This is a genomic window from Actinoplanes octamycinicus (assembly GCF_014205225.1).
Taxonomy (GTDB): domain Bacteria; phylum Actinomycetota; class Actinomycetes; order Mycobacteriales; family Micromonosporaceae; genus Actinoplanes; species Actinoplanes octamycinicus.
Genome location: NZ_JACHNB010000001.1, coordinates 5,728,331 through 5,750,109 on the forward strand (window position 1 = coordinate 5,728,331; position 21,779 = coordinate 5,750,109).

Below are 21,779 nucleotides of genomic sequence, written 5' to 3' on the forward strand. Positions count from 1 at the left end.
TCACTGGCTGATCAGCTCCAGACGGTCGGCGGGGCGGGGGAGTCCGTAGTGCTCGCGCAGCGTGGTGCCGGTGTACTCGGTGCGGAACAGGCCGCGCTCCTGCAGGATCGGCACCACCTTGGTGGCGAACGCCTCGATGCCGGAGGGCAGCACGGCCGGCATGATGTTGAAGCCGTCCGCGGCGCCGTTCTCGAAGTAGTGCTGGATGGTGTCGGCGATCTGCACCGGGGTGCCGGTGAAGGTGCGGTGCCCGCGGCCGCCGCCGAGCTTGCCGATCAGCTGGCGCACGGTCAGGTTCTCCCGCCGGCCCCAGTTCACGATCAGCGTGTACCGGCTCTTCATCCCCTCGATCTCGTCCTCGTCCGGCAGGTCGGCGGGCAGCGGCTCGTCCAGCCTGAGCCGCTCGCGGTCGATCCGCAGGATCGTGGCGAGCTGGGCGAGCGCGTGCTCGGGCGAGATCAGCCGCTCCAGCTCGGCGTCCAGCTCGCGGGCCTCGGCCTCGGTGTCGCCGATCACCGGGACGATGCCGGGCAGGATGACCACCTGCTCCGGGTCCCGGCCGGCGGCCACCACCCGGCGCTTGAGGTCGGCGTAGAAGGCCTGGCTCTCGGCCAGCGTGGGCTGCGCGGTGAAGACCGCCTCGGCCCACTTCGCGGCGAAGTCCTTGCCGTCCTCCGAGGAGCCGGCCTGCACCAGCAGCGGGTGCGCCTGCGGCGAGCGGGGCACGTTCAGCGGACCCTCGACCCGGAAGTGCACGCCGTGGTGGCCGATCGCCCGGATCCGGTCGCCGTCCGCGTGGATGCCCGACTCCTTGTCCGCCAGGATCGCGTCGTCGGCCCAGCTGTCCCAGAGCTTCGTGGAGACCTCGAGGAACTCGTCGGCCCGGTCGTACCGGCTCCGGTGCAGCGGCTGGTCCTGCAGGCCGAAGTTGCGCGCGGCCGCCTCACCGGCGGTGGTGACGATGTTCCAGCCGGCCCGGCCGCCGGACAGGTGGTCCAGCGAGGCGAACCGCCGGGCCAGGTTGTACGGGTCGTTGTAGGAGGTGGAGGCGGTCGCGATCAGCCCGATCCGGCTGGTGGTCACGGCGAGCGCGGCCAGCAGCACGGTCGGCTCCAGCTTGCCGGACGGGCGGCGACCCGGCTCGCTGAACAACGCCGGCCCGTCGGCCAGGAAGACCGAGTCGAACTTGGCGTCCTCGGCCACCCGGGCCAGGTGCTGGTGGGCGGCGAGCGACAGGTTGGCGTGCGGGTCCGATTCGGGCAGCCGCCAGGACGCCTCGTGGTGGCCGGTGTCGTGCAGGAACAGGTTGAAGTGGAGTTGCCGGGTCATCGAACGCTCGTCTCCAGGTGATTGATGGGGCGTGGCAGGCCGTAGTGGTCCCGCAGGGTGGTGCCGTCGTACTCGGTCCGGAACCGGCCCCGCTCCTGCAGGATCGGCACGACCTTGTCGACGAAGGCGGTCAGGCCGGACGGCAGCACCGCCGGCATGATGTTGAAACCGTCCGCGGCGCCGTTGTCGCACCACTCCTCGATCGCGTCGGCGACCTGGACCGGGGTGCCGGCGAAGGTGCGGTGGCCGCGACCGCCGCCGAGGCGGCCGATCAGCTGGCGGACGGTCAGGTTCTCCCGCCGGGCCAGGTCGACGATCAGGGTGTACCGGCTCTTGGCGCCCTCGATCTCGTCCTCCGCCGGCAGGTCGTCCGGCAGCGGCTGGTCCAGGTCGAGGTCGTCCGGGTCGAGCTGGAAACGCTCGGCCAGCTGCCGTTTCGCGTACTCCGGGCTGATCAGCCGCTCCAGCTCGGCGTCCAGCTCGCGGGCCTCGGCCTCGGTGTCGCCGATCACCGGCACGATGCCGGGAAGGATCTTGATGCCGTCCGGGTCGCGGCCCAGCGCGGCGGCCCGTTCCTTCAGGTCGCGGTAGAACGCCTGCGCCTCGGCCAGGGTCTGCTGGGCGGTGAAGACCGCCTCGGCCCAGCGCGCGGCGAACTCCTTGCCGTCCTCGGAGGAGCCCGCCTGCACCAGCAGCGGGTAGCCCTGCGGCGAACGCGGCACGTTGAGCGGCCCGTCCACCCGGAAGAACCGGCCGCGGTGGTGGATCGCGCGCACCTTCTCGGCGTCGGCGTGCACCCCGGCCGCCTTGTCGGCGAGCACCGCGTCGTCCGCCCACGAGTCCCACAGTTTCGTGGCCACCTCGAGAAATTCGCCGGCCCGCGCGTAGCGCTCGGCGTGCAGCGGCACGTCGTCCAGGCCGAAGTTGCGGGCCGCGTCGGCGCCGGCCGTGGTGACGATGTTCCATCCGGCCCGGCCGCCGGACACGTGGTCGACCGAGGCGAACCGGCGGGCCAGGTTGTACGGCTCGTTGTACGACGTCGACGCGGTGGCGATCAGCCCGATGTGCTCGGTGACCGCGGCGATCGCGGTGAGCAGCACGGTCGGCTCCAACCGGCCGGCCGGGCGGCGTCCCGGGTGACCCTGCAGCACCGGGCTGTCGGCGAAGAAGATCGAGTCGAGCTTGCCGCGCTCGGCGATCCGGGCCAGCTCCTGGAAGTGCCGGACGTCCCAGCTGGCGTACGGATCGCTCTCCGGCAGCCGCCACGACGCCTCGTGGTGCCCGACACCCATCAGGAACGCGTTCAGATGAAGACGGCTCACCGGCGGCTCTCCTCGTCGACGCCCAACTCGTCCAGCAGGAAGGTGCGCAGCTCGGCGAAGGCCGGGGCGGACCGGGACCGGTCGGCGAGCTCCACCCGGACGTCGGTGCGGACCACGCCGCCGTCCAGCAGGATCACCCGGTCGGCCAGCACGATCGCCTCGTCCACGTCGTGGGTGACCAGCAGCACCGCCGGCCGGTGCGTCTCGCACAGCTTGCGCAGCAGGGCGTGCATCTTGATCCGGGTGAGCGCGTCGAGCGCGCCGAACGGCTCGTCGGCCAGCAGCAGCTGCGGCTCCCGGACCAGCGACCGGGCCAGCGAGGCACGCTGCTGCTCGCCGCCGGAGAGCTGGTAAGGCCAGGCCCGTTCCCGGCCGGCCAGGCCGACCTCGGCGAGCGCCTGCCGGCCCCGCTCGGCGGCGCCCGGGCCGCGCAGCCCGAAGGTGACGTTGTCCAGGATCCGTTTCCAGGGCAGCAGCCGGGAGTCCTGGAAAACCACCGACACCGAGCCGGGCACCGCGATCCGGCCGTGGCCGGCCACGTCGCGGTCCAGCCCGGCCAGGGCGCGCAGCAGGGTGCTCTTGCCGGTGCCGGAGCGCCCGATCAGCGCCACGAACTCGCCGGCCGCGATGTCCAGGTCGAGCCCGTTGAGCACGCCGCCGTTCCTGCTGAAGCTGCGGTGCAGGTTGCGGACCCGGACGGCCGGCTCGGTGATCAGTCCTCCAGCGTTCGCCGCCACGACAGCACCTTCCTCCCGGTGAAGCGGACCGCGGTGTCGGCGAGGTAGCCGAAGACTCCGTAGATGACCAGGCCGACCACGATCACGTCGGTCTGGCCGTACTGCCCGGCGAGCGTCATCATGTGGCCGATCCCGCTGGTCGCGTTGTACTGCTCGACCACCACCAGGCCGAGCAGCGACGAGGTGACCGCGAACCGCATGCCGAGCAGGAAGCCGGGCAACGCGCCGGGCAGCACGATGTGCCGGATGAACTCGGCGCGGCCGATCCCGATGGTCTCGGCCAGCTCGGCGTACTTGCCGTCGATGCTGCGCAGGCCGTTGTGCGTGTGCACGTAGATCGGGACCAGGCTGATCAGCGCGATGGTCACCACCTTCATCTCCTGGTCGATGCCGAACCAGGCGATGAACAGCGGGATCAGGGCCAGCGTGGGGATCGAGCGCTTGATCTGGATGGGTCCGTCGAACACCGATTCGCCGATCCGGGACAGCCCGGAGACCAGCGCCAGCAGGACCCCGCCCAGCACCCCGAAGGCCAGGCCGAGCACGGCCCGGTTCAGCGAGGAGAGGATGTTGCCGAGCAGGTCGTGCTCGGCCCACTGGTTCTGGAAGGCGGCCACCACGTCCCACGGCGCGGTCAGGATCGCCGGGCTGATCACACCGGCGGCCGAGCCGGCCGCCCAGATGGCCAGCACCAGCAGCGGGCCCACCCAGAAGGCGAACCGGATCCGCCGGCCCGGCCCGAGCCGGCGCCGGACCACCCGCTCGTCGACCGTGTCGCCGGGGTCGGTGACCCGCTGCTCGACGTGCACCGTGGCGGTCATGCGGCATCACCGGTGACCACCTGGGAACCGGCCGCGGCCGTCTCCACCGGCTCGAACCGGCGGTCGACCAGCGTGGTCACGTCGAGCTTGTCGTGCTTCTGCTCGGTGGCCAGCAGGTCGGCGCTCTCCTGCAGGCGGGTGATCGCGTTGTCCCAGCTGGCCGGGATGGCCTTGTCGCCGTAGAGCTCGACGACCGCCTTGGCGTCGGCCGGGGTGAGGCCCTGGCTGTCGACGTAGTACAGCTTGGCGTACTCGTCGGGGTGGGTGTTCTGCCAGAGCAGCGCCTTGGTGCGGACGCTGACGTAGACCTTCAGCGCGGCCGCCTTGGCCGCGTCCTGGACCGACTTGGTGAGGCAGTACACCGTGGCCGCGTCGTCCCGGATGCCGGTGTCGATCGCGCCGGCCCCCGGGTACTTCGCCTCGTAGATCTTGACGTTCTGCGCGCCGAGCGGGGCCACGTCGACCGCCTTGGTGCCGAGCGCGGTCACGTACGAGTCGCCGGTGCTGGTCAGCTCGACCAGCTGGACGTCCTTCTGGGACAGCCCGGCTTTCTGCAGCACCCGGAGCACCAGCGCGCCCTGCGCCTGCCCGGCGCTGTAGGCGATCTTCTTGCCGCGCAGGTCGGCCAGGGAGGTCACGGACACCCCGGGCGCCACGCCGAGCTTGTAGATCGGGTGCTGGAGCGGGTCTGCGCCGACCGACTGGAACACGATCTTGGTGGAGGTGCCAGTCCAAGCGGCGAAGAGTGACGGGATGTCGGCGACCGAGCTGCAGTCCAGCTTGTCGGCGCGGAACGCCTGGATGCTCTGCGGGCCGCCGCTGATGTTGGCCCACTCGACCTTCACCCCGGCGGCGGTCAGCTCCTTGTCCAGGCCGGCGGCGCCGAGCACGGCCTGGACGGCCGGGTCGCCGATCCGGAGGACGGTGCCGCTGGGCACCTGCTCCGGCAGCGCGGCGCTCAACTCGAGGGTGGCGGCGGGATCGTCGTTTCCGCAGGCGGCGGTGCCGATGGCCAGGACCGCGGCCAGTACGGCGGCGGCCGCCTTTCGGGGGGTCATGATCATGGTGTCCTGTTCCGGTCGCAGCGAGGGACGTCAGAGAGCGTGGAAGGTGCCGTCGTGATAGAGCAGCGGCGCGCCCGGCTCGGCCAGCCCGGCCTCCTCGACCCGGCCGATCACCAGGTGCGAGCCGCCGGCCGGGTGGCGGTGCTCGATGGCGATCCGCAGCCAGGCCGCGGCGTCGTCGAGGACCGGCTCGCCGGTGGGCAGCCGGCGCCAGCGGGTGGGCGCGCCGAACCGGTCGATGCCGCTGGTCGCGAAGGTCCGGGCCAGCTCGGTGTGCCCGGCGCCGAGCAGGTGCACCACCGCGGTCTCCGCGTCCCGCAGATGCGGCCAGGTGGAGGCGGTCGCGGTGATGCTGAACGAGAGCAGCGGCGGCTCGGCGGAGAGGGAGGCCAGCGAGGTGACGGTGACCCCGGCGGGACCGTGTCCCGCGTCGGTGGTCACCACGGCCACCCCGGCGGCGTGCCGGCGGAACACCTGACGGAAGAGCGTGGCGTCGACCGGTGCCGAGGCGATCGGCGCGGAAGTCAAAACGGTCATGGCGGGGCTCCGATCAGACGTGCAAGCAGGACGCGCTGTCAGCTGGAATTCATACTATGCCTCTAGGATTAGAGGGCAAGTTTGCGTCGTGCTGAATTAACTAAGCGCAGGTGACGCCGCGTACACCTGGTGCAGCGCGACGGCGCCGCCGGCCACCGCGAGCACGTTCCCCGGGAAGCTGGACGGGTGCACGGTGGCCAGCACATCGACGCCGGCCGACGAGCCCGCGGCCACCTCGGCACGCAGCGTGGCCAGCGAGGCCGGCAGCCGGTTCGCGCCCGCCTCGGCCACCACCAGCACGTCCGGGTCGAACAGGTCGAGCAGCAGCGCCGCCGCCCGGCCGACCAGCCGGGCCCGCTCCCGCAACAGGGCGATCGCCTCGGGATGCCCGGTCGCGGCCACGTCGACCAGGTCATTGATCTCCGGCCGGTCGATCAGCCCGGCGGCCCGCGCGCGGCGCACCAGCGCCCGCTCCGAGACGGCGGCCTGCAGACAGCCGACCCGGCCGCACGGGCAGAGCTCGGCGCAGCCCTCGACCGGCAGGTGCGCGACCGCCCCGGCCGCCGACCGGGGACCCTGGTGCACCACCCCGCCGGCGGCGAACGCGACATCGACCACGTTGCCCGCGAACAGGTGCACGGCGCTCTCCCGGGCCCGGCCCGCCACCGCGCCGAAGAGCTGTTCGGCGCTGAGCAGCGCCCGCGAATTGCTGTCCACCCGCACCGGCAGCCCGGTGGCCTCGGCGAGCGCCGCGCCGACCGGGACGTCACGCCAGCCCAGGAACGGGTGCTCGACGACCGTGCCGTTCGCGGTGTCCACCCACCCGCCGGTCGCGACCCCGAGTCCGAGGATCCGCCGCCGCCCGCCGTGCCGCCGCCGCAGGGCGGCGATCCGCCCGGCCAGGGCCGGCAGCACGCTGGCCGGATCCCGCCCGTCGTGCGGATCGCGGCGCTGCGCGATGATCCGGCCGCGCAGGTCCAGCAGGGCGACCGTGGTGCGCGGCACCGCCACGTGCACGCCGATCACCGCCACCGCGTCGGCGGCCAGGTCCAGCGGCACGTGCGGCCGCCCGATCCCCGGCGGGCCGGCCGCCTCCGGCGCCTCCCGGATCAGCCCCCGCTCCATCAGGGAGGCGGCCACGCCGGTCACGGTGGCCGCGGACAGCCGGGTCACCCGCGCGATCGAACTCCGCGCGATCGGCCCGTGATCGAGCACGGCCCGCAGCACCGCCGCCGCCGAATCCGCCGACCGGCGCGTCTCCACCGGCGGCAGATCCCCGCGCCGGGTCCCGCGCCGCACGCCGACCGGCCCGCTCACGGGCGGCCTGGGTGCGGGCGGATCATTCCGCGAATCTATCCCGGCACCACGGGCCACGCCCCGTTCGGTTACCAGTCGTTTCACGGTCGGTAACACCAGGACCGGCGCGAGGTCCGCGCCGGTCCGACTCACCCCATTTTCCGGTACGCCCTCAGCGCCCGCCGTCCGCTCAGGCGATCAGCGGCTGGGCGGGCCGTCGAAGGGGAACCACTCGACGGCCCGGAAGTCGCCGGTCTCCACCCACTCGTAGGGCGCGCCGCTCACGCACTGCGGCACCGACTCGGTGCTGCCCGGGTCGAGCACCCAGCTGTACCCGACCCGGTCGTGCCGCCCATTGTCGAAAACGGTCATCCCGCGGCGCACCCCGATCCACTCCGGCTTGCTGCTCTCGGTGATCACGCCGGTCACCACCGCCACCTTGCCGCCGACCACCAGGCAGTCGACCTTGCCCTTGACCCAGGCGCCCTCCCCGTTCAGGTAGTGGCTGACCTCGAACGTCCCGCGCACGTCCAACCCGAACCCGTGCGTGTCGAAGGCGAACCGGATGTCGTCCCCGGTCGGCCGCCACAACGTCGCCGACCCGACCAGACTCGCCTCGGTCGGCTTCGGCCGCCCGGCCTTCCCCGCAGCCGGCTTGGGCTGCCCGGCCTTTCCCCCGGCGGCCCGCAGCGGCGCCGCATCCGCCGTGCCCGCCAGGCTCGTGGCCGGCTCGGGCGGCGCCGCGCTCACCGGCGCGGCCACCCCCACCAGGGCCACCGCCGTCACGAGACCCGCCATGACCTTCCGCATCTGCCTTACCTCCCTGTTCGAATCGGACAGGAATCAGCCTCGCCGCCGCGCCACCCGCGAACCTCCCGCCCACGAGGGGACCGCGTCCCCCGGGCGGGGGAGCGGCCCACGGTTGATCCACCGGCCGGGAGGGGGTGGCACGCGGGCGGAGCTGGCGATCAGTGGGGGTGGCGCCCGGCCCGGCCAGTCGGTTGGCGGCGGTCGGGCCGGGGCGGCATGATCAGTTCGCGGGCGGCCGGACGTGGGTGTTCGGCCCGGGTGCGCGGTGGTCCGACAGTGCGGTGGTCGCTTCGCGGGCTCGGTGGGGTGTGGTCAGTGGCGGCCGGCGAGGGCTTCGCCCAACGGAGTGCGGGTGTGCAGGACGCGGCCGCCGGCGCGTCGGCTGTCGACCAGGCCGGCGTCGCGCAGCACGGTCAGGTGATGCGACGCGGTGGACGCGGCGAGGCCGGTGAGCTGGGCGCACTCGGACGTGGACAGCGGCTGCTGGAGCTCGATGACCAGGCGGGCGCGGGCCGCGCCGAGCAGGGCGGTGAGTGCGTCCAGGGCGGCCGACCCGGGACGGTGCCAGGTCTCCGAGATCCCGTGCGCCGGATAGAAGATCGTCGGCTGGGTGGGCGGCTCGTCCAGCACGAAGCAGCGGCGGGTGGCCATCACCGAGGGCACCAGCACCAGGCCGGTGCCGCCGCAGTCCACCGAGTTCGCGTAGTGCGGCAGCTCGACCCGGACCACATCGTCCCGCCAGGTGACCGTCGAGTGCAGGGTGGCGGCCATCTCGGCGATCCCGGCGTCACCGATCCGCCGGGCCCGGACCGCGATGTCGGCGCGCATCAGGCGCAGCATCTGCGGCCAGACCGGCGCCAGCAGCGTCGCCCACACCTCCTGCCAGGCCGCGACGATCGTCGCCCGGGCCCGCGCCGGATCGGCGATCAGCTCCCGGATCTCCCGCTGCCGGGCGCCGCCCGACCGCAGCACCATCTTGTGCAGATCGGCCCGCAGCTGCTCGTCCGGCACGCGACGCAGCCGCTCCAACTCCTCCTCGGGCGTCATGTCCCCGGAGGGCGCCGAGGTGAGGAAGTCCGGCAGGTAGCCGTCGACACCGCTGATCGTCGCCAGCACGCGGAACGCCGCGCTCGCCGGCTCATCGCGCAGCGTGCGGAACCAGCCCCAGTGCAGCGGCGCGACCTGCGGGCGCAGTGCGACGCGCACCGCGTGGACCAGCTCGTACCCGGGGGAGATGCCGAACCGGACCGCGGAGACGTCGGCCGGGTCGAGCCGGAATTCCACCACCTTTCGATCCACATCGAAAGCCTAGTCGGCGCACCGCCCGCTCCCGGAGAGTGAGGACCGCACCGACGGCCGGACCGGCCACGACAGAAAGAGGACCGTCCCATGGCTCAGTACTTCCTCACCGTCCCGGGCGACGCGGCCGCCGAGCCGACGCTGGCGTCCCTGCACGAGACCGACCCGGCCGAACTGGCGGCGCTGGTGGCCGCCGTCGGCCGGGTGAACGCGGCGCTGCACGAGGCCGGCGCCTTCGTGCACGCCGGAGGGCTGCACCCGCCGTCGACCGCGGTCACCGTCGACGCCACCGGCGCCGAGGCCGAGCAGATCCCCGGACCGTTCGCCAGCGCGGACCAGTACGTCAGCGGCTTCTGGATCATCGACGTCCCGGACCGGGAGGCGGCACTCAGCTGGGCCGGCCGGTGCTCGGCCGCGGCCCGGTCGCGGATCGAGGTCCGTGCCCTGCAGGGCTGAGCGCCCAGCGCCGCCGCCTCGCGGTCGCGCCCACCCAGCGGACCCGGCGCCTGCGCCGCTGGGGCGCCGCCACCGGCACGCCTGGCCCGCGCCGCCGCCGGAATGACTTGATCCGCCCGCGTCGATGGGCGTTATCGTCACGGGTATGAACAAGCAGCGTCCGACCCTGGCCGACGTGGCCCGGGTGGCCGGCGTCTCGCGGGCGACCGCGTCGCGCGCGATCAACGGTGAGTACGGCACCTCGGAGGAGTCCCGCGACCGGGTGCGCGCGGTCGCGGCCCGGCTCGGCTTCGAACCGAACGCGGTGGCCCGGGCGCTGGCCACCGGCCGGGGCAGCGCCGGGCGGCGGGAGCGGATCGAGATCCTGATCGTCGACGACGATCCGGACGCGATGAGCGCCAAGCCGTTCTACGGCCGGGTGCTGACCGGCGCGATGCGGGCGGTGGGTGACCGGGACATCGCGGTCGAGGTGCGGCAGGTCGCCCGCCCGCCGGCGCTCGACGACAACGTGCCGTTCGGCCGGCTGCTGGTCAACGTCGCCGGCGAGGCCGGCGCGGCCTACGCCCGGCAGGGCCGGACGATCGCGCTGGGCCGGTCCGCGCCGGGCGTCACCTACGTCGCCCCGGACAACGAGGGTGGCGGGTTCCAGGCCGCCGCGCACCTGGTCAACACCGGCCGCAAGCGGATCGGCGCGGTCTTCGGCCCGCAGACCCCGTGCGCCCAGGAGCGCAAGGCCGGCTTCCTGCGCGTGACGACCGGCGCGGCCCGGGCCGTGGTCTCGGTCGACGGCGACTTCACCCGGGCCACCGCCTACGCCGCCGCCAAGGAGCTGCTGGCCCGCGAGCCGCTGCTGGACGCGGTCTTCGCCGCCTGCGACGTGACCGCGATGGGCGTGCTGCGCGCGTTGCGCGAGGCCGGCCGCCGGGTGCCGGAGGACGTCGCGGTGGTCGGCTTCGACGGCAGCACCCTGGCCGAGGCCGCCGACCTGTCGTCGGTCTACATGCCGGTCGAGGAGGAGGCCGCCTCGGCGGTCCGCCACCTGCTGGACCCGGCCCTGCCACGCCCGGGCCGCCTGCCGACGTCCCTCACGGTCCGCAGCTCCAGCTGACCGCCTCTTTCGGTACGAGCTGAGCACCGTCCGTGCCGCTGCCATCGTGGTCGACGCTGATGACTTGGCAGATGCATCGTGGGGCGGGGCTCACGCCTGCGTGCACTGTCGGGAGGACCGTTCCCGGTGCCGTCGTCGTTCTTCGTGCCGCTACGTCTGATGATCCCGTGCCGATGCGCTTCCGGGCAGGCGAAGGTGCCGACGGCGGACGCGGGCGGGGGGTGATCATCTCGGTGATCATGCACACGGCGCCGCTCGCCCATGCCACCAGGAAGCCTGATCGTGACGGACCCTGCCCTCCTGTGCTGGAACTGATATGGCGCGCCTACTTCCGCTCAGGTGCTTCCGTCGCGCGACGTACGGGAATCTTCGCGACTTCGACAACCTTTTTCTCTTGGAAGAAGTCGTCATCTCCGAAAAAGTCGTCGTACTCCCGAAGTGCAACTCGTGGTTACGGCTTCCGATGCGAGCCGTGCGGGACAGGCGTATTCCGCTGGCAGCGATGAGGGCGCCGGTGGCGCTTGCGCCGGATCCAGCCCGCCAGCCGGCTACGCGGTTCCGGGAGAGGCCGCTAATGTTCGGACATCGCCACGATGAGCGCTCACCGCTGCAACGGGCTCTGGAAGCCGCCGCGTCATTGAAGCCGGGATCGTGGGAGAGCGTGGAGTCGCTGGCGGTGCTCGCCCGTCGAGTGCATGGGGACGCCCCAGGCGGAGCAGCGCTATCAGGCGGCATCCGGTGCGGCAGCACAACGGAGAGCGGGCACGTACGACGCCGTCCGCGCCCTGGCGTGGCTCAGCCGCGCCGGCCGCGAACTGCACGGCGCCTGACGTTCTCGGGCGGTGGGTCACGGCTGAAGATGCCGACGTGCCGGTCCACGCGGGTCAGGCGTGCTCGGGCCGGCCTCGCCGAGGAGCGCCGGGTGTCGGGCTGAACCGCGGGAATCCGGCGGCGGGTGTCCATGGCATTCGGAGAACCGGAGCGGACCATGAGGGCGGCGGTCTGGTGGCGAAGAGGGCGATTCGGCCGGCGCTGTGGCGCGTTCATGCGTATGGATATCATCTGTCGTCCTTGATGGATGATGCGGGGAGAATCTGAGATGTGGCGCCCTATCGCAACAATTGTTGCAGCATTAATGCTGCTGACGACGGGTTGCGGCAATCCAGAACACGATGGTTCTGAGCCTTCCACCGTCCTCGATGACGGTGTCGCCGAGGAATCCAGCATGCCGGCGACTGAGCGGCCGTCAGGTCTGGTGTTCGCCTCGGGCAGCATCCTCACGACGGGCGATGCCGCCCTCTCCGCCTACGATCCGGTCAGTGGCCGGTCGGCGGGTGTCTATCAGCTGCCGGACGAGCTGCACACGGCTCCTGATCGCGCTCAATTCGATGCGGCCCTGACTCGGTTGGCCTACGCCAACGACTGCAAGGTTCACGTTGCCGTCTTGTCGGGAACCAGCTACGAGCCGACGGCCGAATGGTCTCCGGCCCAGGCATACGGCAAGGATCAGCAGTGCTATCGGGACCCAGTTTTCGTGGACGGAAGGATCCGGGTGCGGATGGGCCCGTCCAAGTCCCCCGACTCCTACCACGTGATGTCGTTGGACCCTGACAACCCGGCTACGCCTCCCGTCGACCAGGGACCTGGTCGTCCGTACGAGGAGCAGCAGTACACCGATGCCGGTGGAAGCGACTTCGACGCACGCGTCTACCTCAGGGACGGATCTGTCAGCAACGTGTGGATCATCGGCTATCTGCCATTGAAGAAGGGCCAGTACCTCGGTGACTCCTTCGAGTACAACTGCCGCGTTCACGTCGACGACACGACCTTGCTGTGCACTTCTGGCAATGGCAAAGCACAGCCGTACGGCAGCGTTGCGGTCGCCACGGTGAACACCTCGACCCGAAAGATCGGCCTCAGGAAGGTGCTTCCGGACACCGAGGCCGGCGGAACAGCGGTGTTCCTGAGCCCGGACAAGAAGCAAATCTCCGTTCATGACAACTCCGGCTGGTACGTGGCGCCTGCCGACGGCTCATCGCTTCCTCAGCGCAGCGCGCTGAGTGAGCAGAAACTTGAGGGTGAGCCGCTTTTCTGGAGCTGAGAGACCTTCCGCCCGGCAGGCTGCCGTTCCGCCGGGATCGCGCAGCGTCCCGGCTGGTCCGGGGCGCTCGCCCGGAAAGGCCGTGCGCTTACCGCGTACCGGAAGAAAGCGTCAGGTGACGAAGAGGACGATGGCCACGGCGGTGGCGAAGACGACGATGGTCCAGCGCAGGACCTCGGACGGCAGGCGGCGGGCCAGGCGGGCGCCGAAGAAGCCGCCGACGACGGTGGCCGGGGCAAGGACGGCGACGACCGCCCAGTTCACCGGGCCGAAGGCGCTGTAGATCAGGACCGTGGTGACGCCGACTATCGCGGAGAAGACGTTCTTCAGGGCGCTGATCCGCTGCAGGGTCTCCGCCAGGACCAGGGCCAGGGCGGCGATCAGCAGGACGCCCATCGCGGCGTTGAAGTAGCCGCCGTAGAGGCCGCAGAGCAGGACCGCGAGGCGGAACCGGAACGCGGTGCGGCCCGGGTCGGGGTGGCCGGTCAAGGAGCGCAGCCGGTTCTGGAAGGCCATCAGGGCGGCGGCGGCCAGCAGCAGGAACGGCACCACCACGTCGAAGACCGCGTGCGGGGTGAACAGCAGCAGCGCGCTGCCGCCGAGCGTGCCGAGCACCGCGACCGGGATCAGCGTGCGGATCCGGCGGCCCTGGCCGGTCAGGTCCGGGCGGCTGCCGGCGGCGCTGGCCGCGTAGCCCGGGGCGACCGACAGCGCGTTGCTGACGTTGGCGGCGACGCCGGGCAGGCCCAGACCGACCAGCAGCGGGAAGGTGACCAGGGAGCCGCCGCCGGCGATCGCGTTGATCGCGCCGGCGACCAGGCCGCCGCCGAGCAGCACGAGCGTCTGGCCGGGCGTCATCCGATCATTCTGCGGCCGGCGGAGCGGGGCCGCTGGTCAGCCGGCCCGCGGGTCACCCCGTGTAGCGCGGCTCGGTCAGGCGGCGGCGGAACTCGGCGTGCGCCGACTGGAAGACGGCGTTGAGCCGCTCCAGCTCGGCCTCGGTCGGCTCCCGGCGCAGCTCCACGTTGATTTTGAAGTCGTCGTCGACGATCGCCACGTCCAGGTCGGCCAGCAGGTCGGTGGGCAGCCGGGTGAGGACGAACTCGCGGAACGCCTCGGCGATCGTGCCGGCCATGTCGCCGCAGCCGCAGGTGCGGCCCTCCAGGACGGCGCCCAGGTGGCTGCGGCCGACGATGGCGTCCGGGTGGGCCGGGCCGAGCAGCGGCAGCGTCTCCTCCAGCACCGTGCGCGCCTCCGGCAGCCGCTCCTCGTGCTGCAGGAACAGCCCGAGCGCCACCCCGGCCCGGCCGACCGTCTCGTGGTCGGCGCCGCGCCGGGCCTGCGCCAGCGCCTCGGTCAGCCGCTGCTCGGCCGGGCCGGGCCGGCCGGCCTCGCGCAGCGCGATGCCCCAGTTGCGCAGCACCTGGCTCTGCAGCTCGGGCCGGCCGATCCGCTCGGCCCGCTGGTAGGCCGCGGCGTACGTGTCCAGCGCCCCGTCCGGGTCGCCGGCGTCGTCCCGGGCCATCGCCAGCCCGAGCGCCGCCATCACCGCCTCCTCCTGCCGGCCCTGCCGGTCGTAGGCGGCCAGCACCCGCTCGATCGCCTGCACCCGGCCGGCCTGGTCGCCCAGGTCCTGACCCAGGTTGGCGAGCACCGACAGCGCGTTCAGGGTGGCCTGGTGGTCCGGGCCGAGCCGCTCCTCGACCGCCGCGACCAGCAGCGCGACCAGATCGCGGGACGCCGGGTCCTGGTGGTCGGCGGCCTGCAGGACGGCGTGCGCGATCTGCTCGACCACCTCGTCCGGCAGCTGGGCCAGGCCGACGAAGACCGGGTCGGTGGAGTCCGAGGCGTGCACCACCATGGCCCGCAACGCCAGCGCGGAGGCGACCCGCTCGTGGCCGTTGGCCCACAGGTTCCGCACCGCCTCCTCGACGACCTGCCGGGCCTCGGCGTGGTTGCCGCGGTGCAGCAGCAGGTCGGCGAGCGGCTCCAGGCCGAACGCGAACCCGGCGTGCTCGCGGCCGTAGAACGCCAGCCGCTCCTGGACGCCCTGCCGCAGCTCCCGCTCGGCCTCGTCGAGCCGGTCGGCGAAGCGCAGCGCCATGCCCAGGTTCAGCCGGTAGGTCAGCTGGTCCTTGTGCGACTCCTGGTCGCGCGGCGGCGCCGAGGCGGCCAGCCGGAAACACTCGATGGCCCGGTCCAGCTGGTCCGCGTTGAGCAGCACGTTGCCCAGGTCGCACTGGGCGGAGGCCCAGGCCGGGCTGCCGGCGCCGTGCCGCTCGGTGGCGGTCTGCAGCTCGCGGGCCATCACGTTCTCGGCGTCGACCAGGCGGCCCTCGCGCAGCAGGGCGAAGGCGACATCGACCGGGGTGGGGGCGGTGGTCACGCGGGGCAGTCTACGAGGTCCGGGTGTCGCGGGATTACCATGCGGCGATGATCGATCTGCCGCCGACGGTAACCCTGTTCACCACCCCGGGCGGGGTGGAGGTGGCCGGGTTCCCGGCGGCCGGCGACGAGGCGCTGCGCTGGTGGGAGCGGCTGCGGGCGGCCTACCCGGCGAGCGGCCGCTGGCCGCTGCTGATCGAGGACGACACCCCGGAATATCTGGAGGACTCCTTCACGTACGCCTCCGTCGCGGAGTCCCTGGAGCAGGCGCGCACCCTGGACGGCGCCGCGCTGCTCGCCGCCGACGGTGAGCGGGAGCTGGCCGGGCTGCCCGCCGATCTCGCCGTCGCGGTGCGCCGGGAACTGGCCGGCGAGGGGACCTGGCCGGCCGAGCCGGAACGCCCCGGGTTCGGCCTGCCGTTCTTCCGGAGCGGGCAGCCGGCCCAGGTGACCGTGGCGCTGGTGCCGGTCGCCGAGCCGTGGCTGATTCCGGTCACCCTGCACTACGGCGGCTGGAACAAGTATCCGGCCCCGGGCGAGCACGCCGCGATCATGCGGTACTGGCAGCAGCGGTACGGCGCCGAGCCGGTGGTGCTGACCGGCACCACCGTCGAGTACGCGGTCGCCCGCCCGCCGCTGACCCGGCCGGACGCTCTCGCGCTGGCCTGGGAGTACCGGCTCTACAACGACGGCGAGTACGACCTCTACCGCGCCGAGACCCTGACCGACCTGGCCGGCGGGCTGCTCGGCAACCCGGTCTGGCGGATGTGGTGGGACTGATCCGAGGGTGGTGAGCGACCGGGTCGCCCACCACTCTCCACCCCCGATGACCTGCCCGTTCAGCCTCGGTCAGAGGGTCCTCGCCGATCAAGCACATTCCGTCCTGGCTAAAACAGCACAGTGGACGCCAGGATGGGACCGTGTTGCGCATCCACTTCACGGTCGCCGACGCCACGAAGGTCCGGGTGGCCGTGCTGGGGCCGCTCGCCGAGCTGCAGCTGAGCCTGCACCGGCTGCGGCGGCCGGGACACCAGGGCTGGTTCGACCGGTGGCGGGCGCCGACCGTGGCCGGCGCCCGGACGCTCTCCCCGGACGTCGGTGAGCTGGCCCGCTTCCTCACCCCGGCGGCCGGGCTGGTCGACCTGTTCACCCTGGTCGGGCCGGTGGACGACTACGCCGACGCGGTGGACCGGCTGTGCCGGGCGCCGGCCGGGCCGCTGCGCGACGAGTTCTCCTTCGCGCCGGTGGTGGCCGGGGTCCGGGCCGGGTGGATCGGCGACTTCGCGCACGGCGACCGGGCCGCCCGCTCCCGGCTGGTCCGGGCGCTGGACGACTATCACGGCCTGGCGATCGAGCCGTACTGGCCGCGGATCCGGGCGCTGCTCGACAACGAGCGGGCCGCCCGGATCGACGTGATGGGCACCCACGGGCTGGACGCGATGCTGGCCGGGATGGCGCCGACCCTGCGGTGGAAGGCGCCGGTCCTGGAGGTGCCCGGCTATGTCGGGGTGAACCGGGCGGGCGCCGGCAAGGTCACCGAGGTGCACCTGGACGGGCGCGGCCTGGTGCTGGCCCCGTCGGTGTTCAGCGACACCGACCCGGGCCTGTTCGAGCCGCTGAACGACGACCCGGCGGTGCTGCTGTACCCGATCGGCCTGGACCCGGCTGCCGCGCTGCGGCTGTGGCGGCGGGACGGCGAGTCCGGCGAGCGGGCCCTGGCCGGGCTGCTCGGCGGCACCCGGGCGGCCGCGCTGCGGGTGATCGCCGACGGCTGCACCACCTCCGAGCTGGCCCAGCGGATCGGCATCTCGCCGGGTGGCGCCAGCCAGCACGCCACCGTGCTGCGCGAGGCCGGCCTGGTGGTGAGCCACCGGCACCGGAACACCGTCCGGCACACGCTGACCGGTCTCGGCGCCGGGCTGCTGAACGCGCCCTGACGCTCAGGGGCCGGTCGCGGCCTGCACGAGCAGGGCCAGCCGCACCCGGTTCTGGGTGGCGGTCTTGGTCAGGATGGTGCTGACGTAGCCCTTCACGGTCGGCACGGTGAGGGTGAGGCGGGCGGGGCGTGCTTGAGCGGGTAGCCGATCGCGCCGGCCCGGATCGCCCGAGCCACCAGGTCGTGGTCCTCGACGGTGGTCAGCACGATCACCGCCGGGCCGGCCCCGGCGGGCAGGGTGAGAAGCTGCAGGAACGGTGCAGGATCATGCAGCGGGGGCTCGGTCGGCCGGATGCTCACCGCGTACCCAGAACTGATCTTGAATCTGGGTTGCCGGCTGCCTAGCGTGATCGGGATGCGGGTGCTGGTGGTGGGTGCGGGCGCGATCGGGCTGACGGTGGCGCACGAGCTCGCCGTGGCCGGGCACCGGGTGCGGATCGTGGCGGAGCGGCCGGCGCGGGAGAGCGTCTCGGCGGTCGCGGCGGCGATCTGGTTCCCGCACGACGTGGCGGTCGACCGGGACGTGCTGGAGTCGGGGCGGGTCACCTACGAGAGGCTGGCGAGGCTGGCGGGCGATCCGGCGACCGGGGTGGTGCTGCGCGACGGGCTGGTGCGGGTCCGGCGCGCCGGGACGGATCTGTCCTGGACGGCCGCGGTGCCCCGGCACGAGCGCGTGGCGGACGGGGTGCGGTGCACGCTGCCGGTGGTGGAGACCGGGCGGTACCTGGCCTGGCTCGGTGACCGGGTCGCCGCGCTGGGCGTGCCGACGACGTGGGGCGAGGTCCGGGTGCCGGCCGGGCAGGACCTGGTGACGGCGGCCGGATCGGTCGTGGGGGAGGAGCCGGAGGTCGTCGTGGTGGCCGCCGGGCTCGGATCGGGGCGGCTGCTCGGCGACGACGCGGTCCATCCGATCCGCGGCCAGGTGGTGCGGTTGGCCAACCCCGGCCTGACCGCGTGGGTGCTGGACAGCGACAACCCGGGCGGGCTGACCTACGTGGTGCCGCGGGCCGGCGACGTGGTGTGCGGCGGGACCGGGCAGGTCGGCGACTGGAACGAGCAGGTCGACCCGGAGACCGAGGACGCGATCCTGCGACGGGTGCGGGCTCTGGTGCCGGCGCTGGCCGGGCAGCCGGTGCTGTCCCGGGCGGTCGGCCTGCGACCGGCCCGGACCACCCGGCGGCTGGAGCGGATCGGGCGGGTCGTCGCGTGTTACGGGCACGGCGGCTCGGGCTTCACGCTGTCCTGGGGCGACGCGGCCCGGGTGGCCGCCCTCTGTCACGAGCTGCGGTAGTGACCGGTGTTGTCCGGCAGCGGCCGCAGCTTGGCGCCGCGCACCAGGGCGGTCCGGCGGCCGAGCTCGCGGCCGTCCGGGCTCATCTCGACGCCGTCGACCTCGTACCAGATCTCCGCGTTCAAGCGGTGCGGGGTGTCCCAGCGCACCCGGAGGACGATCATGCGGAGCGGGCCGGCGCCGGACCGGTAGTCGGTCTCGGCGAAGGTGAGGACCGGCCGGGTCGGGCCGCGATTAGGTCGTTTACCCCACTTGCTCACTGATCAGCCTCCTTTCCGCTTCTGTCAGACAATCTGCTCTGCTGCGCTGGCAGATTCAAGCGCCGATGCACGTGCAGCTGCACATGTCGAGAGAGTGGGACGGTTCGGCCCAGCGCCGGTTGACCGAAAGGTTGAACCTTTCTGGATCTACCTCGCGTCGTTCACCGAGGACGCCGCCCCGGCGAAGGTCACCGTGACCCTGACCCCGTTCGACTGACCCGGCGGCCCGGCCTCCTCCAGAATTCCGGCATGCACACCGTCGAACTGCTCCTGGACCCGGCGCTCGAGCGCGGCGTCCGGGACCTGTGGGAGACGCTGCGGGAAGCCGGGCTGCCGAGCCTCGCCGGCCACCCCCATCCGACCAACCGGCCGCACCTGACGCTGCTCACCGCCCGGTCGCTGGCCGGGTTGCCGCCGCTGCCGCTGCCGGTCGCGGCGCGGCTCGGGCCGGTCCGGATGCTCGGCCGGGCGCTGGTCCGCGAGGTGGAGCCGACCGCCGAGCTGCGGGACCTGCAGGGCGCGGCGTCGGCGGCGCTGGCCGCGGCCGAACCGTGGCCGCCGCCCGGCGGCTGGGTGCCGCACGTCAGCCTGGCCCTCAAGGTCCCGCCGGACCGGATCGAGCCCGCGCTGCGCGTGCTCGCGGACCTGCCGCCGGCCCGGGGGCGCTTCGTCGCGGCCCGCAGTTACGACACCCGGTCCCGCACCGTCACCGGCCTGTGACCGGGGACTCGCCGCCGACCAGGCCCGGTGCGGTCGCCGTCTCCGGGGCGCGATGGGCGCGGGGCAGGCTCAGCACGAACCGGCTGCCGTGCGGGACTTCGGCCTCGTACCAGACCTGGCCGTGGTTGGCCTCGGCGAGCAGCCGCGAGAGGTAGAGACCGAAGCCGGCGCTGTTCCTCGTCCCGCCGGACCGGTCAGCCTGGCTGAACCGGTCGAACAGGTGCTCGACGAAGGGGGGTGGGACCCCGTTCCCCTCGTCGGTGACGGCGAACAGGATGTCGTCGCCCGTGTCGTCCAGGGTCACCGACACGTGGATGTCGCCGGGACTGTATTTGATCGCGTTCGTGACGAAGTTGGTCAGCACCTCGTGGGTGTGTACCGGATCGGCCAGCACGGCCACGCCGGGCGGACCGGTGCTGACGCTGACCCGCATGCGGGCCGGCCTGGTCAGGTTGTCGGTGACCCGGGCCAGCGCCTGCTCGACCGGCACAGCGACCGGTTGGGCGTGCAGATCGCCCGGCTCCGCGTGGCAGAGCACGAGCAGGTGCGCGGCCATGTCGAGCAGCTGGTTGACCCGGCTGCCCAGCGCCTCGACGGCAGCGCGTCGTTCCTGTTCGGTGATCACGTCCCAGTCCTGGGTCAGCTCCTCGGAGCAGGCCGAGATCACCGCCAGCGGCTGGTTGATCTCGTGGGAGAGCGTGGCGATGATGTCGCTCTTCCAGGTGCCGGCGACCTCCAGCTCCCGATTGGCGGCGGTCAGGTGCTCGGCCCGGCGGCTCAGTTCACGGTGCGCCCGGTCGAGATCCCGGTGGGCTGCCGACAGTCTGCGGTAAAGACCCGCGGTCTCGGTGAGCAGGGCCAGCAGCACCACCCCGGAGGAGACCAGCAGGGTGACCCGGGCGACGTAATAGCCCAGCGTGTAGCGGTGCGGAGCGGCCAGGTACAGGATCGCGGTGGCCAGCGACGCGCTGATCGCCACCACCACCCACTGCTCCACCGGCGGCCGGTGGCGCAGGTTCCGGACCACCGCCAGCAGGGTGCCCGCGATGATCAGCAGCGTCGCGCCCACCACCCATCGGCCGGCCGCGGTGGGGGTGTCGCCCTGATACATCCGGGGCAGCCGGCCCGCGGCGCCGACGACCACGCCGGTGACCGCGACCACCAGCGCGAACACCGCCGTGACGGTGACCACGACGGCAGCCACCGGCCGGCTCCGGGCGAGCCCGCCCAGCCGGTCCGGCAACGCCGCCACCGTGTACTGCTGGGCCGCCACCAGGACCGAGAAACCGCAGAGCAGGGCGATGAACAGCCACGGCCCGCGAACCTCCGCCCAGATCGAGTCGGCGCCCGCCCGCCGGATCCGGGCGAAGACGACGGCGTACGGCACCATCATCAGCGAGGAGTAGATGTACGCCGAGGAGAGGCCCAGCGTGCTCAGCCGGCCGCCGGCCAGGAACTGCTGCACCAGCAGAACGGCGGTCAGCAGATCCGCCGAGGCCATCAGCACGAAGAACGTGTTGATCAGGTTCGGGTGGACGGCCAGGCGCTGGCCGGCGAGCGGCACGACCAGCAGGGAGGCGGCAACCACCGCGACCGCGTAGACCCACAGACCGCGGCGCACCGGGATCCCGTCCGGGTCCACGGCCCTCGCCTCCCGCCCTCCTGGGAACTGCTTCGATAAAACGCACTTTACAAGGATTTATGCGGTGCGGACCCGGGACGGGCGGGCTCGGGACTGATACGTCGGATGGGCGATCGGCCGGGCCGCATCAGGACGTCGCCGCCGCGCGTCTCTGATGCGACGCGCTTCCGCCGGGAGCGCACGACCGGAAGGACACCCGACATGCTCAAGACCAGGACCACCTACCGGAGTCTCGAGTCGTTCCGCAAGGCCCACCCGCTCGTCACGGTCCCCGGGGACGGTTTCTTCGCCAACAAGACCGAGGCCGAGCTGCAGCAGATCGTCAAGCAGACCCTCACCTCGCTGAAGAAGAAGCGCGTCATCACCGGGCCGAAAGGACAATCGGTCGCCGTCAAGGCCGCGGAGGACCTGCTCAAGGCGGCCGGCCCGGACGACGCGCGGACCGTCTACGTGCGGTGGGACATCCACCAGGCCGAGGCCGGCGTGGCCCGCGGCGGCGGGGACATCACGATGAATCACTTCAGCGTGGAGAACCCGGGCGGCGGCAACGACTGGCACCTCTACGTCGACAAGGGCGAGGCCACCATCATCGCGATGAGCCAGGACCCGGCCGTGATCCTGCGGATCGACAACGTCTGACGGACCGGGCCGTCCGAAGCGCACGG

22 protein-coding genes are annotated in these 21,779 nt (G+C 72.7%); 8 read left to right on the forward strand and 14 right to left on the reverse strand.

Translation table 11 applies throughout. The features are described 5' to 3' along the window. The 9 genes from BJY16_RS25095 to BJY16_RS25135 all read right to left on the reverse strand — a co-directional run bounded on the left by BJY16_RS25095 (position 1) and on the right by BJY16_RS25135 (position 9,215). Positions 1-1,329 carry an LLM class flavin-dependent oxidoreductase gene (locus BJY16_RS25095; protein ID WP_185042017.1) on the reverse strand — a complete coding sequence of 443 codons (1,329 nt, stop codon included), beginning with the start codon at positions 1,327-1,329 and terminating at the stop codon, positions 1-3. Further along, the gene (locus tag BJY16_RS25100) at positions 1,326-2,651 is read right to left on the reverse strand and encodes an LLM class flavin-dependent oxidoreductase (RefSeq protein ID WP_239177014.1); all 1,326 of its coding nucleotides are present in this window, start codon (positions 2,649-2,651) and stop codon (positions 1,326-1,328) included. Before BJY16_RS25100 ends, BJY16_RS25095 begins: the two co-directional genes overlap by 4 nt. Further along, on the reverse strand, positions 2,648-3,388 hold the full coding sequence (locus tag BJY16_RS25105) for an ABC transporter ATP-binding protein (RefSeq protein WP_185042018.1): 741 nt from the start codon (positions 3,386-3,388) through the stop codon (positions 2,648-2,650). The genes BJY16_RS25100 and BJY16_RS25105 overlap by 4 nt, the downstream gene beginning before the upstream one ends. Beyond that, positions 3,364-4,209, reverse strand: coding sequence for an ABC transporter permease (locus BJY16_RS25110; RefSeq protein WP_185042019.1), 846 nt, complete (start codon positions 4,207-4,209; stop codon positions 3,364-3,366). Before BJY16_RS25110 ends, BJY16_RS25105 begins: the two co-directional genes overlap by 25 nt. Continuing rightward, entirely contained in the window at positions 4,206-5,267 is a 1,062-nt protein-coding gene (locus BJY16_RS25115) for an ABC transporter substrate-binding protein (protein ID WP_239177016.1), read from the reverse strand. Before BJY16_RS25115 ends, BJY16_RS25110 begins: the two co-directional genes overlap by 4 nt. A 36-nt stretch (positions 5,268-5,303) precedes the next feature. After that, complete coding sequence (locus BJY16_RS25120) at positions 5,304-5,810, reverse strand: flavin reductase family protein (RefSeq protein ID WP_185042021.1); 507 nt, start codon at positions 5,808-5,810, stop codon at positions 5,304-5,306. Between the two features lie 96 nt (positions 5,811-5,906). Then, positions 5,907-7,127 (reverse strand): ROK family protein, encoded by a 1,221-nt coding sequence (locus BJY16_RS25125; protein WP_311775331.1) that lies wholly within the window; start codon positions 7,125-7,127, stop codon positions 5,907-5,909. A gap of 177 nt (positions 7,128-7,304) precedes the next feature. Continuing rightward, positions 7,305-7,916: a hypothetical protein gene (locus BJY16_RS25130; protein WP_185042022.1), complete on the reverse strand. Its 612-nt coding sequence runs from the start codon at positions 7,914-7,916 to the stop codon at positions 7,305-7,307. A gap of 312 nt (positions 7,917-8,228) precedes the next feature. Beyond that, positions 8,229-9,215: an ArsR/SmtB family transcription factor gene (locus BJY16_RS25135; RefSeq protein WP_185042023.1), complete on the reverse strand. Its 987-nt coding sequence runs from the start codon at positions 9,213-9,215 to the stop codon at positions 8,229-8,231. Between the two features lie 90 nt (positions 9,216-9,305). Here BJY16_RS25135 and BJY16_RS25140 point away from each other — a divergent pair, with 90 nt between their 5' ends. The 3 genes from BJY16_RS25140 to BJY16_RS25150 all read left to right on the forward strand — a co-directional run bounded on the left by BJY16_RS25140 (position 9,306) and on the right by BJY16_RS25150 (position 12,880). Then, entirely contained in the window at positions 9,306-9,671 is a 366-nt protein-coding gene (locus BJY16_RS25140; protein WP_185042024.1) for a YciI family protein, read from the forward strand. A gap of 145 nt (positions 9,672-9,816) precedes the next feature. Continuing rightward, positions 9,817-10,779 carry a LacI family DNA-binding transcriptional regulator gene (locus BJY16_RS25145; RefSeq protein WP_185042025.1) on the forward strand — a complete coding sequence of 321 codons (963 nt, stop codon included), beginning with the start codon at positions 9,817-9,819 and terminating at the stop codon, positions 10,777-10,779. A gap of 1,135 nt (positions 10,780-11,914) precedes the next feature. After that, a complete protein-coding gene (locus BJY16_RS25150; RefSeq protein ID WP_185042026.1) occupies positions 11,915-12,880 on the forward strand; it encodes a hypothetical protein in 966 nt (321 codons plus the stop codon). A 111-nt stretch (positions 12,881-12,991) separates the two neighbouring features. On the opposite strand, the gene BJY16_RS25155 is transcribed toward BJY16_RS25150, so the two are convergent. Both BJY16_RS25155 and BJY16_RS48555 read right to left on the reverse strand, forming a co-directional pair. Continuing rightward, positions 12,992-13,738 carry a sulfite exporter TauE/SafE family protein gene (locus BJY16_RS25155; protein WP_185042027.1) on the reverse strand — a complete coding sequence of 249 codons (747 nt, stop codon included), beginning with the start codon at positions 13,736-13,738 and terminating at the stop codon, positions 12,992-12,994. Between the two features lie 52 nt (positions 13,739-13,790). Continuing rightward, complete coding sequence (locus tag BJY16_RS48555; protein WP_185042028.1) at positions 13,791-15,266, reverse strand: tetratricopeptide repeat protein; 1,476 nt, start codon at positions 15,264-15,266, stop codon at positions 13,791-13,793. A gap of 47 nt (positions 15,267-15,313) precedes the next feature. Between BJY16_RS48555 and BJY16_RS25165 the strand changes: the two genes are divergently transcribed. Together BJY16_RS25165 and BJY16_RS25170 are read left to right on the forward strand one after the other, a co-directional pair. Further along, a complete protein-coding gene (locus tag BJY16_RS25165; RefSeq protein ID WP_185042029.1) occupies positions 15,314-16,045 on the forward strand; it encodes a DUF4253 domain-containing protein in 732 nt (243 codons plus the stop codon). 140 nt (positions 16,046-16,185) lie between these two features. Continuing rightward, positions 16,186-17,202: an ArsR/SmtB family transcription factor gene (locus tag BJY16_RS25170; RefSeq protein WP_185042030.1), complete on the forward strand. Its 1,017-nt coding sequence runs from the start codon at positions 16,186-16,188 to the stop codon at positions 17,200-17,202. A 92-nt stretch (positions 17,203-17,294) separates the two neighbouring features. Here BJY16_RS25170 and BJY16_RS25175 read toward each other — a convergent pair whose 3' ends face one another. Then, positions 17,295-17,501, reverse strand: a complete 207-nt coding sequence (locus BJY16_RS25175) for a response regulator (RefSeq protein WP_185042031.1) — start codon at positions 17,499-17,501, stop codon at positions 17,295-17,297. Positions 17,502-17,556: 55 nt separating this feature from the next. On the opposite strand from BJY16_RS25175, the gene BJY16_RS25180 reads away from it, so the two are divergent. Further along, complete coding sequence (locus BJY16_RS25180; RefSeq protein WP_185042032.1) at positions 17,557-18,492, forward strand: FAD-dependent oxidoreductase; 936 nt, start codon at positions 17,557-17,559, stop codon at positions 18,490-18,492. Here the strand turns inward: BJY16_RS25180 and BJY16_RS25185 are convergent. Continuing rightward, positions 18,477-18,752 (reverse strand): hypothetical protein, encoded by a 276-nt coding sequence (locus BJY16_RS25185; protein WP_185042033.1) that lies wholly within the window; start codon positions 18,750-18,752, stop codon positions 18,477-18,479. The genes BJY16_RS25180 and BJY16_RS25185 overlap by 16 nt on opposite strands. Positions 18,753-19,001: 249 nt before the next feature. Here BJY16_RS25185 and BJY16_RS25190 point away from each other — a divergent pair, with 249 nt between their 5' ends. After that, positions 19,002-19,472, forward strand: coding sequence for a 2'-5' RNA ligase family protein (locus BJY16_RS25190; RefSeq protein WP_185042034.1), 471 nt, complete (start codon positions 19,002-19,004; stop codon positions 19,470-19,472). Here the strand turns inward: BJY16_RS25190 and BJY16_RS25195 are convergent. After that, positions 19,459-21,114 (reverse strand): sensor histidine kinase, encoded by a 1,656-nt coding sequence (locus tag BJY16_RS25195; RefSeq protein WP_185042035.1) that lies wholly within the window; start codon positions 21,112-21,114, stop codon positions 19,459-19,461. The two genes, BJY16_RS25190 and BJY16_RS25195, sit on opposite strands and share 14 nt — an antisense overlap. A gap of 201 nt (positions 21,115-21,315) precedes the next feature. Between BJY16_RS25195 and BJY16_RS25200 the strand changes: the two genes are divergently transcribed. Further along, positions 21,316-21,753, forward strand: a complete 438-nt coding sequence (locus tag BJY16_RS25200; protein WP_185042036.1) for a hypothetical protein — start codon at positions 21,316-21,318, stop codon at positions 21,751-21,753. Positions 21,754-21,779: the final 26 nt, after the last annotated feature.

What these genes read in the sequence shown, in the direction of transcription:
- BJY16_RS25150 (WP_185042026.1), top strand. Translation starts at nt 11,915, where the DNA reads ATGCTGCTGACGACGGGTTGCGGCAATCCAGAACACGATGGTTCTGAG.
- BJY16_RS25110 (WP_185042019.1), bottom strand. Translation starts at nt 4,209, where the DNA reads ATGACCGCCACGGTGCACGTCGAGCAGCGGGTCACCGACCCCGGCGAC.
- BJY16_RS25095 (WP_185042017.1), bottom strand. Translation starts at nt 1,329, where the DNA reads ATGACCCGGCAACTCCACTTCAACCTGTTCCTGCACGACACCGGCCAC.
- BJY16_RS25115 (WP_239177016.1), bottom strand. Translation starts at nt 5,267, where the DNA reads ATGACCCCCCGAAAGGCGGCCGCCGCCGTACTGGCCGCGGTCCTGGCC.
- BJY16_RS25120 (WP_185042021.1), bottom strand. Translation starts at nt 5,810, where the DNA reads ATGACCGTTTTGACTTCCGCGCCGATCGCCTCGGCACCGGTCGACGCC.
- BJY16_RS25140 (WP_185042024.1), top strand. Translation starts at nt 9,306, where the DNA reads ATGGCTCAGTACTTCCTCACCGTCCCGGGCGACGCGGCCGCCGAGCCG.
- BJY16_RS25180 (WP_185042032.1), top strand. Translation starts at nt 17,557, where the DNA reads ATGCGGGTGCTGGTGGTGGGTGCGGGCGCGATCGGGCTGACGGTGGCG.
- BJY16_RS25200 (WP_185042036.1), top strand. Translation starts at nt 21,316, where the DNA reads ATGCTCAAGACCAGGACCACCTACCGGAGTCTCGAGTCGTTCCGCAAG.
- BJY16_RS25145 (WP_185042025.1), top strand. Translation starts at nt 9,817, where the DNA reads ATGAACAAGCAGCGTCCGACCCTGGCCGACGTGGCCCGGGTGGCCGGC.
- BJY16_RS25155 (WP_185042027.1), bottom strand. Translation starts at nt 13,738, where the DNA reads ATGACGCCCGGCCAGACGCTCGTGCTGCTCGGCGGCGGCCTGGTCGCC.
- BJY16_RS25190 (WP_185042034.1), top strand. Translation starts at nt 19,002, where the DNA reads ATGCACACCGTCGAACTGCTCCTGGACCCGGCGCTCGAGCGCGGCGTC.
- BJY16_RS25130 (WP_185042022.1), bottom strand. Translation starts at nt 7,916, where the DNA reads ATGCGGAAGGTCATGGCGGGTCTCGTGACGGCGGTGGCCCTGGTGGGG.
- BJY16_RS25165 (WP_185042029.1), top strand. Translation starts at nt 15,314, where the DNA reads ATGATCGATCTGCCGCCGACGGTAACCCTGTTCACCACCCCGGGCGGG.